Source organism: Pseudanabaena sp. PCC 9330, assembly GCF_055795045.1.
In genome coordinates this window covers 58,548-74,219 of record NZ_JAYFES010000101.1, presented here as the reverse complement: position 1 = coordinate 74,219, position 15,672 = coordinate 58,548, and the positions used below count along the sequence as shown (strand labels likewise).

The 15,672-nt window shown below is 60.6% G+C and carries 12 protein-coding genes; 5 read left to right on the top strand and 7 right to left on the bottom strand.

Annotated elements, in window-relative coordinates:
• Window positions 1-3 precede the first annotated feature (3 nt).
• The 3 genes from AC0QKW_RS11815 to AC0QKW_RS11805 form a co-directional block, all read right to left on the bottom strand.
• A complete protein-coding gene (locus tag AC0QKW_RS11815) occupies window positions 4-2,298 on the bottom strand; it encodes a PAS domain S-box protein (RefSeq protein ID WP_473151276.1) in 2,295 nt (764 codons plus the stop codon).
• A gap of 303 nt (window positions 2,299-2,601) precedes the next feature.
• Complete coding sequence (locus AC0QKW_RS11810) at window positions 2,602-3,000, bottom strand: allophanate hydrolase-related protein (RefSeq protein WP_473151275.1); 399 nt, start codon at window positions 2,998-3,000, stop codon at window positions 2,602-2,604.
• A 173-nt stretch (window positions 3,001-3,173) separates the two neighbouring features.
• Complete coding sequence (locus tag AC0QKW_RS11805) at window positions 3,174-3,848, bottom strand: hypothetical protein (protein WP_473151274.1); 675 nt, start codon at window positions 3,846-3,848, stop codon at window positions 3,174-3,176.
• A gap of 275 nt (window positions 3,849-4,123) precedes the next feature.
• On the opposite strand from AC0QKW_RS11805, the gene bchD reads away from it, so the two are divergent.
• From bchD to map, 5 genes are all read left to right on the top strand, one after another.
• Window positions 4,124-6,172 (top strand): magnesium chelatase ATPase subunit D, encoded by a 2,049-nt coding sequence (gene bchD / locus AC0QKW_RS11800; protein WP_473151273.1) that lies wholly within the window; start codon window positions 4,124-4,126, stop codon window positions 6,170-6,172.
• A 129-nt stretch (window positions 6,173-6,301) separates the two neighbouring features.
• Window positions 6,302-8,161, top strand: coding sequence for an adenylate/guanylate cyclase domain-containing protein (locus AC0QKW_RS11795; RefSeq protein WP_473151272.1), 1,860 nt, complete (start codon window positions 6,302-6,304; stop codon window positions 8,159-8,161).
• 18 nt (window positions 8,162-8,179) lie between these two features.
• The gene (locus AC0QKW_RS11790; protein WP_473151271.1) at window positions 8,180-9,172 is read left to right on the top strand and encodes a pentapeptide repeat-containing protein; all 993 of its coding nucleotides are present in this window, start codon (window positions 8,180-8,182) and stop codon (window positions 9,170-9,172) included.
• Between the two features lie 41 nt (window positions 9,173-9,213).
• Entirely contained in the window at window positions 9,214-10,329 is a 1,116-nt protein-coding gene (locus tag AC0QKW_RS11785) for a DUF389 domain-containing protein (RefSeq protein ID WP_473151270.1), read from the top strand.
• A 174-nt stretch (window positions 10,330-10,503) separates the two neighbouring features.
• Window positions 10,504-11,358 (top strand): type I methionyl aminopeptidase, encoded by an 855-nt coding sequence (gene map / locus AC0QKW_RS11780; RefSeq protein WP_473151269.1) that lies wholly within the window; start codon window positions 10,504-10,506, stop codon window positions 11,356-11,358.
• 337 nt (window positions 11,359-11,695) lie between these two features.
• On the opposite strand, the gene AC0QKW_RS11775 is transcribed toward map, so the two are convergent.
• From AC0QKW_RS11775 to AC0QKW_RS11760, 4 genes are all read right to left on the bottom strand, one after another.
• On the bottom strand, window positions 11,696-12,673 hold the full coding sequence (locus AC0QKW_RS11775) for a GUN4 domain-containing protein (RefSeq protein WP_473151268.1): 978 nt from the start codon (window positions 12,671-12,673) through the stop codon (window positions 11,696-11,698).
• A gap of 65 nt (window positions 12,674-12,738) precedes the next feature.
• On the bottom strand, window positions 12,739-13,380 hold the full coding sequence (locus AC0QKW_RS11770; RefSeq protein ID WP_473151267.1) for a Uma2 family endonuclease: 642 nt from the start codon (window positions 13,378-13,380) through the stop codon (window positions 12,739-12,741).
• Window positions 13,381-13,509: 129 nt separating this feature from the next.
• Complete coding sequence (locus AC0QKW_RS11765; protein WP_473151266.1) at window positions 13,510-14,496, bottom strand: energy transducer TonB; 987 nt, start codon at window positions 14,494-14,496, stop codon at window positions 13,510-13,512.
• Between the two features lie 109 nt (window positions 14,497-14,605).
• Window positions 14,606-15,505, bottom strand: a complete 900-nt coding sequence (locus AC0QKW_RS11760; protein ID WP_473151265.1) for a hypothetical protein — start codon at window positions 15,503-15,505, stop codon at window positions 14,606-14,608.
• Window positions 15,506-15,672 lie beyond the last annotated feature (167 nt).

The window sequence follows — 15,672 nt, the reverse complement described above, 5'->3', positions numbered from 1 at the left end:
TTACTATGCCGGAAAGACAATTTGAAAAGCAGAGCCAACCGACTGCGGCAAAATCACCACATCTCCTTTGATTTGTTTAGTTAAATTCTGCACCAGGCTTAGCCCTAGGGACGATCTCTGTTGCAGATCAAAGTCGATGGGTAGGCCAACGCCGTTGTCTTGCACCCTGAGCACAATCTGACGGTCAGCATTGAGGTATGAAGTAATGGCAACTTCGCCAGGTTTGCCCCCCGGAAAGGCATATTTAAGCGAATTGGACATCAGCTCGGTGAGAATTAAGCCGCAGGGTAGGGCGGTTTCAATATCTAAGCTGTGGGGCTCGATCTCTAGCCGCAGGTCAATGTGAGGGCTGCCAGCCTGGTAGGTCTCCAGCAGACTATAGGCCAAGCTGTGAATATAGTCGGCCAGATCAATGCGGGTTAGATCCTCCGATTTGTAGAGCTTTTCGTGTACCAGCGCCATGGCCCTGACTCGGCTTTGGCTATCGCGCAGCACCGATAGCGCGGCGTGGTCAGATACCTGGCGCGACTGCAAGTTGAGCAGGCTATAGATCACTTGCAGGTTATTTTTCACCCGGTGATAAATCTCTTTGAGCAGCAGCTCTTTTTCTTTCAGCGAGGCCTGGAGTTTGGCTTCCGATTCTTTGCGATCGCTGATATCTTGATGCACCGCCACCAGCACCGAGCCATACTCCGGGTGTTCAAACACTGAGGTCGTTGCACTACACCAAAAGGGCGTGCCGTCTTTTTTAATGTTGTGCACTTCGTAGGTGGCTTCCAGATTCTCCAAAACAGCCTGGCGAATGGCCTGATTCACCGCTTCGGCTCCGGCCTCATCGGTGGCATAGTTGACGATCGACACATGCTGCCCACCTAGCTCCCCAGGGCCGTAGCCAAACATTTGCTCAAATTTGCGGTTGACGTAGCAAATCATGCCGTTGTCGGCCCTGACCACGCCGATACCTTCGGCCATGTTGCGGGTGATCACCGCCTGAAATTCTTGAATTTGTTCGGCCTGCTTGCGATCGCTGATGTCCAAAATCACCCCCAGCATGCGGATGGACTTCTGGTTGGCATCGTAGAGGCCTCGCCCCCGGCCCACCAGCCACCGCATAGTGCCGTCGGGGTAAAACACCCGGTACTCGGTTTCGTAGTCGGTGTGCTGGTGCAGGGCGTCTTGCAGGGCCTGCTCTACCCGCTCGAGGTCGTCGGGGTGAATGGCCCGTCGCCAGCTCTGGTAAGGGTCGGCGGTGGCGGCGGGGTCGAGCCCCAGCAGCCTAAAGTGGTTGTCGTTCCAGCTCACGGTGTTTTGCCGCACATCCCAGTCCCAGGTGCCAATGTGGGTAAATTCGAGGGTCAGCCGCAGCTGCTCTTCGCGGCGGGCCAGGGTCTCTTGGGCCTGCTTACGCTCGGTAATGTCTTCGAGAATGTAGGAAAATCGAGGATAGCCGCTGGGGCCACTCTCGACGGCGCACACACTGCCCGCCAGCCACCGCCCCCGGCCCGGCCCCTGATCCTGGTAGTATTCAAACCGCACCGGGGCCTGGGTGCGCTCCGCCTCGCGGTAGTAGGCGCTCCAGAGCGCAATGGTGGTGGCAGAGACCCCCAGCTCGCTGGTAAACCGATTGGGCACGGCCTGGGGAGCCACGCCAAAAAACGCGGCGGTGGCTCCGTTGCTGGAGATATACAGAATATCGTCGTCGTAGAGTTCGACCACGCCCATGGGCATGGTCGAACTGTTAAACAGGCTACGCAAAACGGCTTTTCGCTGGCGCAGATCGGTGTTGATCGCCGAGAGCTCGGCGGTGCGCTCGGCCACCCGCTGCTCCAGCTCATCCTTGGCCCGGCGCAGGTCGTCTAGGGCCTGCTGGCGCTCGGCCTCGATGCGTTTGCGCTCGGTCACCTCTTCGCACAGGACGCTGATGCCGATAATGCGATCGCCGTCCTTCAGGGGCCAAAAGCTCTCTACCCAGGCCCGCTGCACACCGGGCTGGGCCGGGGTCTCGCCGCTAATCTCTACCTTCAGCAGCGGTTCGCCCGTTTTAAAAATGGGGCGCAGCATGGTCTCGGCCTGGTCGGCCAAATTGGGCAGCAGCTCGCGCACACTGCGGCCCAGGTGCGCTTCCACCGGCAGCCCGTTCATCTCCGCTAGCCGCTGGTTGATCCGCACAAAGCGCAGCTCGCGATCGAGCACCCCCAGGCCAATGGGGGCCGACTGGTAGATGGTTTCGATTTCGGCCAGTTGCTGCTGCACCTGGCTCGGATGGGCAACAGGGGCGGCACTCTCTGCCTGGGTCATGGTATCTCCCCTTGGCGATCGCCAAAAACGTCTTCTGATCAGCGTTTCGCACCCATCGGCCCAGCCACCGCATCTCAGCCGTAGTGATTGGTTCCACCATCGGCATCTCTAATTTAGCTGGGCCTTACCTATTAATTCCCGACTGAGCAAATTGCCAGGCAAATATCACAAAAAAGTAACCGTCCCCTGCTCCTGTCAGCGGCTCTAAAAGAGCAGCGGAGTCGAAGGGGACGGTTAGCCGAGAGGACGATTACCCTCTATTTGAAGAAGTTTTGACTCTCAAGATGGTGCCCTAGACACGGTCTATGGGGTTGCCGCCTTGTAGGCTGCCCAGCCGCCGTAGCTCGAGATATCGGGCCAACCGTGCGCGTCAATCAGGTCTTTGGGGTAGAGAAATGCGATCGCCCTGCCGCCATCCGCCAGCTGCACCTCGTGGGGATACATATGCGGCGGCTCATTGTCTTTGAGGTATTCGTACTGCTCCGGCGTCATCACATATAGCTCACCCGGAATACTAATGCCATCGGCGGCCACCTCATAGATGCCAGGGTGCCAGCCATCTTTCACCGCGTGCAGCCGGTAGATGGGGGCCGTCTCTGTTGCCCCTACAAACTCTGCATCTTGCAGGTTTTGGTTGTCGGGCTGGCCGCGCAGGGCAGAGCCGCAGATAAAGACAGTAATGTTTTCAGTTGTGTCAGTCATGGCGAGCGTTCCAGTGCCAGAGATAGCGCAAAAGGTTTCCAAATCAAGCCAAATTCAAGTCCAGAAGCAGGATTATGAAAAAACTCCCGATCTTGAGCTGGACTTGGTATATCACCTTAGAGGATTACGCTACCCCCAACACATCTTTTTGTATACAGTCTACCAAGGGCAGATTAAACCAGGCGACCATTGGGCTCTAGCAGCGCTAGGGTAAAGGTTGGCGGCTCGATCACCAGAATGGCTTCATCGCCTCGGCGGGCCAGTTTGGCAGCCACCTCTAGCACCTTGGCGGCGTCGGTCTCCTGCTTAAACACGCTGTAGTAGCGGTTGTCGTAGGTCAGAGCATTTAAGGGTTTGGCCACATCGGGTACCTGCAATCGGCAGGGGCGATAGGCAGCGCGGTCGGTCACCACTAGGCAGGCTGTGGGGCCAAACACGGGGCGAATGCCGTGGCCAGGCTGACGGGCTGGGGCCGCGTAGCGGGCTTCCTCTTCATGGGCCCAAATGGCATAGCCCCGGCGGGTGGATGTGATGGCCGCAGCGTTGTCGCGCTTGCCCAGGCGGGTGATCACCTCTAGCGTCTTGCGGGCATCGGGGATGACCTTAAAAAAGCTGTAGAACTGGTTGTCAACGTAGATGGCCGACAGGCGATGGTCGCTGTCGGGCACGCGGATGTGGCAGGGGGTATAGAGGTCGCGGTCAAACAGTAGCTTGCAGGCCATGGCCTGGGTTGGAGCAGCCAGAGAACCAAGAGAATCGGGGCGAGAGGAGGCAGGCATAGGGCAGGTGCGGTAGGGGTAGGGGCCGTCACCGGGGATGGCCCCTGGCGACACGGTAGAGTTACCCAAAGCATGGAAGATTCTCCGTGATTTCCCAATGTAGAAACAACGGAGGTTTGCCCCGATGCGAGAGCCTCTGCCCGGGGGAAATACTGAGGTTTTGGCCGGTTTGCAACATAGTGCAACATATTTGCTCCCCAGGGCAGCGATGGCGGTGGCCCTAGCCCTTGGGTTGAGCCATGGCCGAGAATCTAGGCAGGGTAAGCCAGACAGGGCAGGGGTTGGTAATTCCTGATATGGTAAAAGACTGAAGCAATGCCCTGTTTGAGTACGCCACCCCCGCCATGATGGCCACAGTAGATTCCCCAATTCCAGTTGTGTTCCCTCTGCCTGCGGTGGTTGAGCAGGGGGCAATCAAGATGGCGCTGCTGCTGGCGGCGATCGATCCTAACCTGGGCGGGGTGGCGATCGCCGGGCGGCGGGGTACCGCAAAATCGGTCATGGCTCGCGCCCTGCACCAGCTGCTGCCCCCGATTGAGGTGGTCGAGGGCTCTTGCTGCAATGCCGACCCGGCCAACCCCCAGCTGTGGGATGACCAAACCCGCGATCGCTTTGGCGACGAAGCCAATGCTCCCGACCTGCCCACCCGAGTGATCCCTGCTCCCTTCGTGCAGATTCCCCTCGGGGTGACCGAAGACCGGCTGCTGGGCTCAGTGGATGTGGCCCGCTCGATTCAGGCGGGGGAGAGCGTGTTTCAGCCGGGGCTGCTGGCCGCCGCCAACCGGGGCGTGCTGTATGTAGACGACATCAATTTGCTCGACGACCAGGTGGCCAACCTGCTGCTGGCTGCCCTCACCGCCCGCCGCAACCAGATCGAGCGCGAGGGGCTGAGCTTTCAGCACCCCTGCGAGCCGCTGCTGATCGCCACCTACAACCCCGAGGCGGGGCCGCTGCGCCAGCACTTGCTCGACCGCATTGCGATCGCCCTCTCCGCCGACGCCCTCCTCACCCTTGAAGATCGGGTGAACGCCGTGGAGCAATCCACCCAGTTCGCCAACGATCCCCGGACGCTGCTGGCCACCTACGCCGACGAGCTCGACGCCCTGCGCACCCAGATCATCCTCGCCCGCGAGTGGCTAAAAGACATCACCATCAGCCGGGAGCAGATTCAGTACTTGGTGACCGAGGCTCTGCGGGGCGGCATTCAGGGTCACCGGGCCGAGCTGTTTGCAGTGCGGGTGGCCAAGGCCCACGCTGCTCTGGAGGGCCGCGCCGAGGTGACCGCCGATGACCTGCGGGTAGCGGTGGAGCTGGTGATCGTGCCCCGCTCCCTGCTGCCCCAGGAGCAGCCCGAAGAACCCCCGCCGCCGCCGCCCCCACCGCCCTCTGACCCCGACCAAGACGAACCCCAGGACAACACCGAAGACCAAGACAAAGAAGATGACGAGGACGACGATGACAACCCCGAGGACGAGGAAAGCCCCCCCAGCATTCCTGAGGAGTTTGTCTTTGACCCCGAGGGCGTAATTATCGACCCGTCGATGCTGCTGTTTGCCCAGACCATGGGTCGCCAGGGCAAGTCGGGTAACGCCAACCTGATCTTTTCTGAAGAGCGGGGGCGCTACATCAAGCCCTTTTTGCCCCAGGGGCCGGTGCGCCGTATTGCCGTCGATGCCACCCTGCGGGCGGCGGCCCCCTACCAAAAATCTCGCCGCGAGCGCGAGCCCAACCGCAAGGTGATCGTCGAGCAGGGTGACATTCGCGCCAAGCGTCTGGCCCGCAAGGCCGGGTCGCTGATCATTTTTGTGGTCGATGCCTCGGGTTCCATGGCGCTGAACCGCATGCAGAGCGCTAAGGGGGCGGTGCTAGAGCTGCTCACTGAGGCTTACCAAAACCGCGACCAGGTGGCGCTGATACCCTTTCGAGGCGAGCAGGCCGAGGTGCTGCTGCCCCCCACCCGATCTATCGCTATGGCCCGGCGGCGGCTAGAGCGCATGCCCTGTGGCGGCGGTTCGCCCCTGGCCCACGGCCTCACCCAGGCCGTGCGGGTGGGCATCAACGCCCAGCAGTCGGGGGATGTGGGCAGTGTGGTGATTGTGGCGATTACCGACGGGCGGGGCAATGTGGCTCTGTCGCGATCGCTGGGTGAGACGCCCGACCCCGACGCCCCCAAACCCGACATCAAGCAAGAACTGCTGGAGATCGCCGGACGCATTCGCGGCGTCGGTTATCAACTGCTGATTATTGACACCGAGCGCAAATTTGTCTCGACGGGCTTTGGTAAAGAACTCGCGAAGACCGCCGGGGGCCGCTACTACCAGCTGCCCAAAGCCACCGACCAGGCGATCGCATCGATGGCCCGAGGGGCGATCGCCGATATGAAGACTGGGTAAACCAACAGACTTCTCTGGGGCTCCATAGCGCGTTGCCATGGCCAGCCGGGCAATATACAAGGTGTAGACTACTCTGAGAGCTCACCCCCGTGGGCCATGGGTATCTGCTGTGCACCCTCGCGAGTCGCCATGGAACGTCGAGTCTCATCGTTATCCCAGGGGCAACGTCTGCTAGCCGCCATCATGATTACCGATGCGGTGGGGTTTAGTACTCGCATGTCGGTAGATGAAGAAGCCACGCTGCGGCTGATTGACCGCGACCTGACGCTGATTGGCGACATCTGCCGCGACTTTGGCGGCACGGTGCTCAAGTCGACCGGCGATGGCCTGCTGATGTATTTTCTCAGTGCGGTGGAGGCGGTTTCCTGTGGTTTAGAGATGCAGCGCCAGCTGATAGATCTCTCCGTCGGGCTTGAGACGCACCAATACCTCGACCATCGCATTGGCATTCACCTGGGCGACATTCTCGTCAGTGAGCAAGACGTGATGGGCAACGGCGTGAATATCACCGCCCGGCTGCAAACCTTTGCCAAGCCCCGTGGCCTGTGCGTTTCGCGCACCATCTACGACGTGGTCAAGGCTCGGCTCAGCCTCCACGCCACCTTTCTGGGGCCGCTGCATCTTAAAAATATTGAAGAGCCGGTACCGGCCTACCAGCTCGCCCTCCACGAAGAAGAGGGAGATGCCGACTCGGGGCCTCAGGGCTCGGAGGAAAACACCTGCACCCTACCGATGACCACGGAGGCGCTGCTGGCCAATGCCGTGCGCACCCTTAGCACCCACGCCCTAAGTCTGCGCATTAAAAAGCTGATCTTTGCCACTTACCAGCAGGCCTGGGAAAACGATGCGACGGTGCTGGCTCAGTTTGACATTCGGTCTATGCTGCTGTCGCTGCGCGATCGCTACCCCTCTCTGCCCGAGCTAGAAGACCAGCTGCGGCGGGTCGTGGCTGGGCTCAATCGCCAAGATCTCTACGCCGAGGTAGCCGAGACCATCGTTAAGCAGGTGCAGACCTGGTACGGGCGATCGCTGTTTCAAAACCCTGAAACCGTTGACGATGAGCATACCCAGCTCACCGTTCGCTCGGTGGAGGAGCGCTGCCGGGCCGTTGCTGACCAGTTTGACCAAAGCCCCGATGCCCTGCGCCTGCGGAAGCTGATCCACTGTCTCTGCTACGGCGGCTGGGAAAACGACCCCGAACGACTCAACCAGCTGTACCTGCCTGGGCTGATTCAGCAGGCGATTACCCTCGCCCCCCGACCCCAGGATTTGCACTATCGCCTGAACCGCATCGTTAAGCGCCTCAATCGGCGCAGCCAATATACCCGCCTGACCAACCAGATTGTGGTCAGTCTCCACCCCCTTTACCAGCATCAATCGGGTTTGCCCGCTCCCCTCCTAGAGACTTCGGGCGGTGATTCGGGCGGCAGCTCTGACGAGGTGCCCGAGCATACTACCCTCACCGGGGTAGGCCTGCCGCCGGGCACTACGGCGGCTGATTTGACCACCCTCCACGGTACCCTCTCTGGCCTGGTAACCGGTGACGTTGACCTCGGTGGCCCCCGGCGCGATCGCACCTCCCTGTTTGATCTCAGAAGCAGCATCATGCAGTACGCCAACCCGCTGCGGGCTAAGATTTTGTTGTACTCCTGCCTGTATGGCCCCTTTGGCTATACCCGCCAAGACTGGTCGACCCTCAGCCACAGCACCCTCGACGACCTGCTCCAAAAAATCTTTGACTACTGCCCAACCTACGCAGATTTAGACAGTAAGCTGTCTATTATTTCTCACTGTTTGGGGCGGGCCGGTGACCATGGTCAGGTTTCTGGAGCTATCATCCAGGCAATGCGCGACTACTATCCTCAAGATCCCAATACTCCCCTAGCGCCCCTTCCCCCCTCAAAGCCCTCAACCTCTACAGCCGATCTGGCAGATCCGGGGGGCGATCGCTCGGGGGCGTCCCTCTCATCGGCCCTTTCTCCTGCCTAGGCCCCTTGGTGCTTCACTATGAATGCCCGTGAACTGCTCGACGCTTACGCCCGTGGCGATATGGACTTCCACGGGAAGGCCTTGGTGGGCATTGATCTCGCCGGGGCCGACCTGATCGGGGCCAACCTGGTTGAGACTGATCTCGAAAACGCCAATCTGATGCTGGCTTTTTTGTCGCGGGTGCGACTGCGCCAGGCCAACCTCTGTCGCGCTCAGCTGATCGGGGCCAACCTCAACCAGGCCGACCTGTCGGCGGCGACCCTGCGCGATGCCAATCTACACGGGGCCAGCCTGCAAGGTGCCGACCTGCGCAGTGCCGACATGACCCTGGCCGATCTACTCGACGCCAACCTCACCGGGGCCGATTTGCGCAATGCCGACCTCAGCGGGGCCAACCTGACGGGGGCCTGTCTGCGGGGGGCTAACCTGCGCCAAGAAAACCGCAAATACACCACCAACCTGCGCGGGGCCAACCTGCATTTGGCCGACCTGCGCGGCACCAACCTCTCTGGGGCTGACCTGGCCCACGTCAATCTCAGCGGGGCCAACCTGAGCGAAGCGGTGCTGCGCGATGCCAATCTCAAGGGGGCCAACCTGCAGGGGGCGCTGCTGCGCTTTGCCAACCTCAGCGATGTCGATCTCAGCCACAGCTGCCTTGAGTCGGCGGATATGACCCAGTGCCGCCTGCCCCGCAGTAACCTCAGTCAGGCCAATCTCAACCGTGTTACCGCCAAGGGTATTGACCTGACCGAAGCGATTTTGGCCCAGACCCAGATGGATGACTGCCAGATGGCCGATGCCCGCTTCAGTCGCGCCGATATGTCGCGGGCTACCCTCCGGCGATCGGTACTCACCAAGGCGCTGCTGGTAGAAGCCTACCTGGGCCGGGCCGACCTCACCGGGGCTGACCTCACCGAGGCGATTTTGGAGCGGGCTGAGATCAGCAGCACTACACTAACCGACGTGGTATTGACCGGGGCAACGATGCCCGATGGTACGATTTACGGGTGATTTTGAGCGGGAGTAGCCCTGTCGCTAGAGGAGCCTAAGTCTTGAAAAGTAGCCCAAAGTGGTGGCAGATGATGCAGCGCCTGGGGCAACGGGGCCAGCGTTGGTGGCTCAGCGCCCAGGGTAGCCTGTGGGATGAGGTTTTGAATCTGGCTGCCTGGCTTGAGCAGAAGCTAGAGCCCATGCGGTCTGTACCCGCAGGCGATCTCACCCGTCTTCGCCAAGGCCTGCTAGAGGAGTCGTGCCTGAGCTGGCACTACCTAGTGCTGGTGGTGGGGTCTTGCATTATTGCTACCCTCGGCCTGCTGTCAAACAGTGCGGCGGTGATTATTGGGGCGATGCTGATTGCGCCGCTGATGCTACCCATTCGAGGTGCGGCCTTTGGTATTTTGGAGGCCGATCGGGTGCTGATTCGCGCCAGCATTACAGCCTTGGCGGTGGGGTCGCTGCTGGCGATCGCCATTTCGGCGACCCTGGGGGCTATCTCTGGGGTGGCCCAGTTTGGCAGTGAAGTCATGGCCCGCACCCAGCCTACCCTGCTTGACATGGGTATTGCCGTCACTGCCGGTGCCCTGGCGGGGGTGGCAAAGGTGGAAGAGAAGGTGGCGGGAACGGTGGCCGGAACAGCGATCGCCGTCGCCCTGATGCCTCCTATCTGCGTGGTGGGGCTACAGCTGGGCCAGGGCAATTTTGAACTCAGCCTAGGGGCGCTGCTGCTCTACTTCACTAACCTGTTTGGCATCACTCTGGCTTGTATGGTGGCCTTTGTGGTGTTTGGCTACTCTATGGTGCACCGGGCGCGGCGACCGCTGGGCATTACTCTGATGTTTACCGCTCTGCTGGTGTTTCCATTGGGGGTCAGTACGCTCAGCCTGCTGCGGCAAAACCAGCTAGAGGCCAGCGTCAGAACGGCCCTGCTCGATCGCACCCTCACCTTTCAGCGCCTCACCCTGGTGGATATGACGACCAACTGGCTGACCACTCCACCGGAAATAGCCCTTACCGTGCGCACCTCTGAACCGGTTTCAGCCAAACAGGTGGCTCTGCTAGAAGAGTTTTTGGCCAGAGAACTGCGTCAGCCCTACAAGCTGACGTTTTTGGTCAGCCAGGTCGAGGCGATTACCAGTGACCAGCGCGACGAACTCATTCAAGCGCCCTAGCATTCTGTAGCCCAACTACTGTGTTCTAAGCCAGAGTTTGCATTAGCCAGCGCATGGGGGTGCTGGTGTCTTTGGTCTGCGATCGCCCCAGTGCCTCTTTTGGGGGGCCGACCTTCTCACAAACCCACTAAACTAGGAAAGGGCCATGAGCCCTGATCCTGTTGCGAAGCACCTATGAACTTTTTGGCGAATCTGATTCCTAGCCGGGCCGATGGGGCCACCCTGCCCAAGCGCAGCCGCCGCGTGCGCGGAGTGGAACTAAAATCCGAGGCCGAGCTGGCGATCATGCGTGAGGCGGCCCGCATTGTCGCCACGGTGCTCAAAGAAATCGAGGCCCTGGTACAGCCGGGCATGACCACCGCCGACCTAGATGCCCACGCCGAAAAACGCATCCGCGAAATGGGGGCTACCCCCAGCTTTAAGGGCTACCACGGCTTCCCGGCTTCCATCTGCGCCTCCGTCAACGACCAGGTGGTGCACGGTATTCCCAACAAGCGCCAGGTGATCCGCCGGGGCGACCTGCTCAAGGTCGATACGGGGGCCTACTACAACGGCTTTCACGGCGACTCGTGCATCACCATTGCGGTGGGCGAGGTGTCGAAGCAGGCCCAGCAGTTGATGGTGGCAGCGGAGGCGGCCCTGTATGCGGGCATTGCCCAGGTGAAGCCGGGGAATACGCTGCTGGATATTGCTGGGGCGATCGAGGACTGCGTGACCAGCTACGGGTTCACCGTGGTGGAAGATTTCACCGGCCACGGGGTGGGCCGCAACCTGCACGAAGCGCCCTCGGTGTTTAACTTTCGCACCCGGCAACTGCCCAATATGAAGCTGCTGCCGGGGATGACCCTGGCGATCGAGCCAATTTTGAATGCAGGGTCGAAGCAGACCCGCACGCTGAAGGATCAGTGGACGGTGGTGACGGTGGATCGCAGCCTGTCGGCCCAGTTTGAGCATACGGTGCTGGTGAGCGAGACGGGCTACGAGATTTTGACCGATCGCGCCCAGATTCCCGTGGCGCTGGCTTCCTGAGCTGCAAAGACCTCAGAGGTCTGGGTGAGCGATTCCCGAAACACCGACTTTTCCGTAGCAAGCTAACTGTCCCCTCCTGGGAGGGGTAGGGGTGGGTCAGCCCAGGCCAGCGAAGGAACTCGCTGTATCAGCGGATTACTCGCTGTAGCAGTTTTGACCCACCCCGCCCTACGGGCACCCCTCCAAAGGAGGGGACGGCGCTATCTTGAACTGAAGTTACCCACGGCACAATTACAGGGAGTTGCTTTCGACAAAGAACCATGGGTTCTGAATCTCCGTGGGGAGGGGGTCGAAAATAATTCTTCTAGATCGGGCTGAAAAGCTTATCGGCTACAGTTTACAAGTCTCGATGCGAGAAAAGAGCCCCCCCATCAACAAATCCATACCCAAAACCCACATTCCAAAACTCTAAAGGCAATTCTCCAGGGGGAGATAAATAGGGGTTGGCTTTGATGTCGTTGTAGTTCAGATACTTGCCGTCTCTGCTCCAGCCGACCCGATCGCAAAACTCTGACCAAATTTCTACACCCGGATAGTTACCGTCGAGCTTGGCCCCGCATTCTATATAAACTTTCTTTTGCACACTAAAGCCAAATCTGCCCCGGCTGTACTTCACCCAGAGGCCATCAATCGTGCGTAAATCACTACTGGAAAAGGTTCGCAATTCGTCTTCTGTGAACCAGTCGCCCGATTTTTTGCCCACGGCGCGAATCATTACCTCGTAGGTTTCCTTGTCGGCGGCGCGCCAGTCCTGGGCCTTTAGCAGGTCGCGCAGGCGGGTGTAGTCAATGCCCTTTTCGCTGCTGAGGTCGTCTTCGTTGGCTGCCTGTGCCGCCTGCGCCTGCTCGTGGCGCAACTGCTGAATTTTGTCGTAGAGCCCTGCGGCGATGCTGGTGAAAGCTTCGTCCCGATCGCTCCACTGGCTGATGGGCCGGGCATCCTTGGGCAACGCCTGGAGGTCGCCCAGGCGCAGGTCGCCCACAGGCACATGGTTCCACAGGCACGATCGCAAAATCACCGGAATCACGCAGGCCTCTCCGGCTTTGTGGCGGGCGATCGCCCGGCTCAGCTCCACGGTGTAGCAGTAGTCCGATTTGATGAAATCCACGCTGACCAGCAGCAGAATGATCTGCGCCTGCTCCAGGTTTGCTTTAATCTGCGGTTCCCACTCCTCGCCAGGGCTGATGCAGCCGTCGTACCAGCTGCGGATGAGCTGGCTGCGCCTGAGGGGTTCCAGGTGGCCCATCAGGTCTTCCATCAGAGCCTGGTCTTTGCGGGAGTAAGAAAAAAAGACTGAGATGGGTTCGCTGACCATCCGCGATCGCCTGTGCTGCCTGGGTTAGCCCATGATAACCCGCTTCTAGCGGTGCCTTCCGCAGCTTACACCAGGGTTTCCATCAGCCAGCGCAGCAGGGTGCTGTCGTCTTCGCTCTGCGATCGCACCAGCGCTTCATTGACCACCGCCATCGACAGCCCCGGCAGCACCTCCGACACCGCGATCTCGCCGCTGCGGCCAGCGTCTACCGAGAAGGCAATTACGGCACAGTTCTCCACATCCACCACCCAGTATTCCGCCACCCCCAGCCGTTCGTAGAGCAGGCGCTTGGCCCCCAGGTCATCCTTAAACGAGCTGGCCCCCACCTCGATTGCTAGGGTCGGCGGGCCATAGACCGTCACATCCACCGGGGCATTGTCCTGGGGCGGCAGTTGAAAGCTGTCGCCAATGTAGAAGGCGGCATCGGGCTGGCAACCGCGATCGCCGGGTCTGAAGAAACTGCAATTGATCAGCTTGACCAAACGAATATTGCGGAGCGCAGCAAATAGGCTGACCACATCCATCGCCACAGCATTGTGCCGCCCATGCCCAGGACCCAGCGGAGCCATTTCTATCCTCATGTAGCCGTGGTCAAAGTAGCCCCGACCCTCCGCGTACTGAGGGTCGTCCATGGCAACGGCAAACTCATCCCAGGTAGCTTTGACCCAGGCATCGGTTTGAATCTGTTGACGGGTGGAAAGCACCATAACTCTAGACCAACCTCAGGCTGCGAACAGCTCCCTCTAGTCTACTTTCCCTAGTCAAGCATTAGGTGACAGGTGATAGACGGCCTGCCAACCTGTCACCTATTATCTGCCACCTGCTATCTACCGCTACTAACCCTCACCATTGGCCTTGAGGCAGGGGCGTCGCCCGTAGTCTACCCGAGTCTCTACGGTAAGAACGTAGGCCCGCAGCCCATCGCCGGGGGGAAAGGGATTAGCCTGCACCTCCTGCATGGCCTTGCGGTCTAGGGCACCATAGCCCGAACTGCGCAGCAGTGTCGGTTCGCTGCGCCAGCTGCCGTCGGGGTTGACCAGGGCACCTAAGGTAATGGTGCCCGGCTCTTCGACTAGACAGACCCGCTGGGGATAGACCGTGGAGGCATTGGGGCTATAGTCTTCGGCGGTGAGGTTGGCCTGGCCTGTGGCTTCGCGGATCGCAGCTTCCCACTGGCTCTGGTTGGCGTTGAGGGCGGCGCGGGTAATGCCGTCGGGGTTAAACCCAAAGCGATTTTGAATAGACTCGGTGGCGCGAGCCACCTGGGCCTCGGGCAGGCTGAGGCCCGCCACGTAGGCCAGCAGCCGTTCTCCCATGGCGGCGTCAAACAAGGGGCGGCTGGCTGGGGCAGGGGGCGGTGCCGGAGGGGTTGGCGGCGCTGTGGCAGAATTGCTGGCAGCAGGGGCAGAGCCGTTAGCGGGGGGTGTGGCGGGGCGATCGCCCTGGTTAGCCGTAGGCCGAGCAGCGCTGACCCGAGGCCGAGGGGTAGCGGGGGCCGGTTGCCCCCGGACAACCCCAGTACTGGAGCGCGCGACTAGGGGCTGAGTTGTCCCTGCTACCGGAGCAACGGCGGCGACAGGAGCAGTGCCGGGGGCTGCGATCGCGTCAGCGGTACCAGCGGGGGGCACCCGGGTAATGGCTACACTGTCTTGCTCGGGGTCTGGGGGCGGAATCACCGCATCGTCAGAGGAACCCGAGGGCAGCATTAGCAATAGCCCGTGCAACGCCAGCGAGGCCAGCAGCATTGGGGCCAGCAGCACCTGCCACAGGGGTCTAGATTTCTCAGCGGATCCAAACCGATGGGGGGTAGTGGGGGATGTCATGCTGGGGTTAATCATGCTGGCGGGGTAGCTGTTCTTACTAGCTTACAGGGGGAGACTGGAATCGTTGGGGGCGGGCGTTAATGCTGTGGCATTGCTAAGCGATCGCAGCTCAGCCAGCGTTGGGGTCGGCACTCCAGATCACCACCAGGCCCGTACCGGCAGGGGTGCCGACCCCGATACCCGCCACTGAGACAAACAGCACCGACTGGCCTGCTTTGAACACTTGGTAGAGCGATCGCCCACAGTAGCCTCCCGGCACCGCATTGATCTGGTACTCCGGCGGCGGAAACGTGCGAGGAATATCTTGTCGCTCGATAAACTCGATATTGCGGGTCAGGTAGCGCACGTCGATGGCACCGGGGCGCAGAACAAAGCGATCGGCATTGATCTCAGTAAAAAAGCACTGCTGCTCCTCTGTCGACCAGTCTTTAATGCCCTGGCGAGTGAGAAACGCCACGCTGGGAAACGAGGTCGCCGTTGAGTCAAAATCGCTATCCCCCGACCCTCGGGTGAGCCGGGTAAAAATCTCCACCACCTGCTCCTCTTGCACAAGGGCCGCAGGCTGCTCAGGGGGAACCTCAAAGGCAGCTTCCGGTGGCACGTTCACTGGGGCTGCTGCCGGGGGCGGTGTATCGGGGGCGGCTGCGGGAATGATTGGCTGAGTGGGGGCCGTAGGGGCAGCCGCAGTCTGGGCGGGCGGCGGCGCAGTCTCAGCCAGAGGAGGAGTGGGCAAGTCGGCCTCGGGCTCAGGCTCGGGTGCCGCCAAACTACTGATGCTCAACAGATCCACAAACTCTTCTTCAGCAGTTTCGTCGTCAATCTCGGCCACAGGGCGCGAGGGCAGGGGGGTAAACAGCAGCAGCAGGTGGGCCAGCACCGAGAAACCCAGCAGCGGTGCCAACAGCAGTTTTGCTCCGGCCAACCCCTGAGGACGGCGGGGGGCAGGCGGTGGTGAAGCCTGCACCTCTGGCGGCGCGGGCGGCGATTTTACAGATTCCCCAATGGTCATGGGTCTCAGGTTAGGGATTGACAATTTACGGGTGGCTGGCAGTCAGAAGGTGGCTTATGTACTGGGGCCAGTCTGGTTAAACGTTTGAACGTGCGAACGCTTTATGGATGCTGGGTCAGCAGTCGCCCCAAAGCCCTTGGGAAGAACACGCCATTCCCAAGGGCTAA

Coding starts and splice junctions, on each gene's coding strand:
- AC0QKW_RS11815 (WP_473151276.1), bottom strand. CDS start 2,298: ATGACCCAGGCAGAGAGTGCCGCCCCTGTTGCCCATCCGAGCCAGGTG.
- AC0QKW_RS11810 (WP_473151275.1), bottom strand. CDS start 3,000: ATGACTGACACAACTGAAAACATTACTGTCTTTATCTGCGGCTCTGCC.
- bchD (WP_473151273.1), top strand. CDS start 4,124: ATGATGGCCACAGTAGATTCCCCAATTCCAGTTGTGTTCCCTCTGCCT.
- AC0QKW_RS11795 (WP_473151272.1), top strand. CDS start 6,302: ATGGAACGTCGAGTCTCATCGTTATCCCAGGGGCAACGTCTGCTAGCC.
- AC0QKW_RS11790 (WP_473151271.1), top strand. CDS start 8,180: ATGAATGCCCGTGAACTGCTCGACGCTTACGCCCGTGGCGATATGGAC.
- map (WP_473151269.1), top strand. CDS start 10,504: ATGAACTTTTTGGCGAATCTGATTCCTAGCCGGGCCGATGGGGCCACC.
- AC0QKW_RS11775 (WP_473151268.1), bottom strand. CDS start 12,673: ATGGTCAGCGAACCCATCTCAGTCTTTTTTTCTTACTCCCGCAAAGAC.
- AC0QKW_RS11770 (WP_473151267.1), bottom strand. CDS start 13,380: ATGGTGCTTTCCACCCGTCAACAGATTCAAACCGATGCCTGGGTCAAA.
- AC0QKW_RS11765 (WP_473151266.1), bottom strand. CDS start 14,496: ATGACATCCCCCACTACCCCCCATCGGTTTGGATCCGCTGAGAAATCT.
- AC0QKW_RS11760 (WP_473151265.1), bottom strand. CDS start 15,505: ATGACCATTGGGGAATCTGTAAAATCGCCGCCCGCGCCGCCAGAGGTG.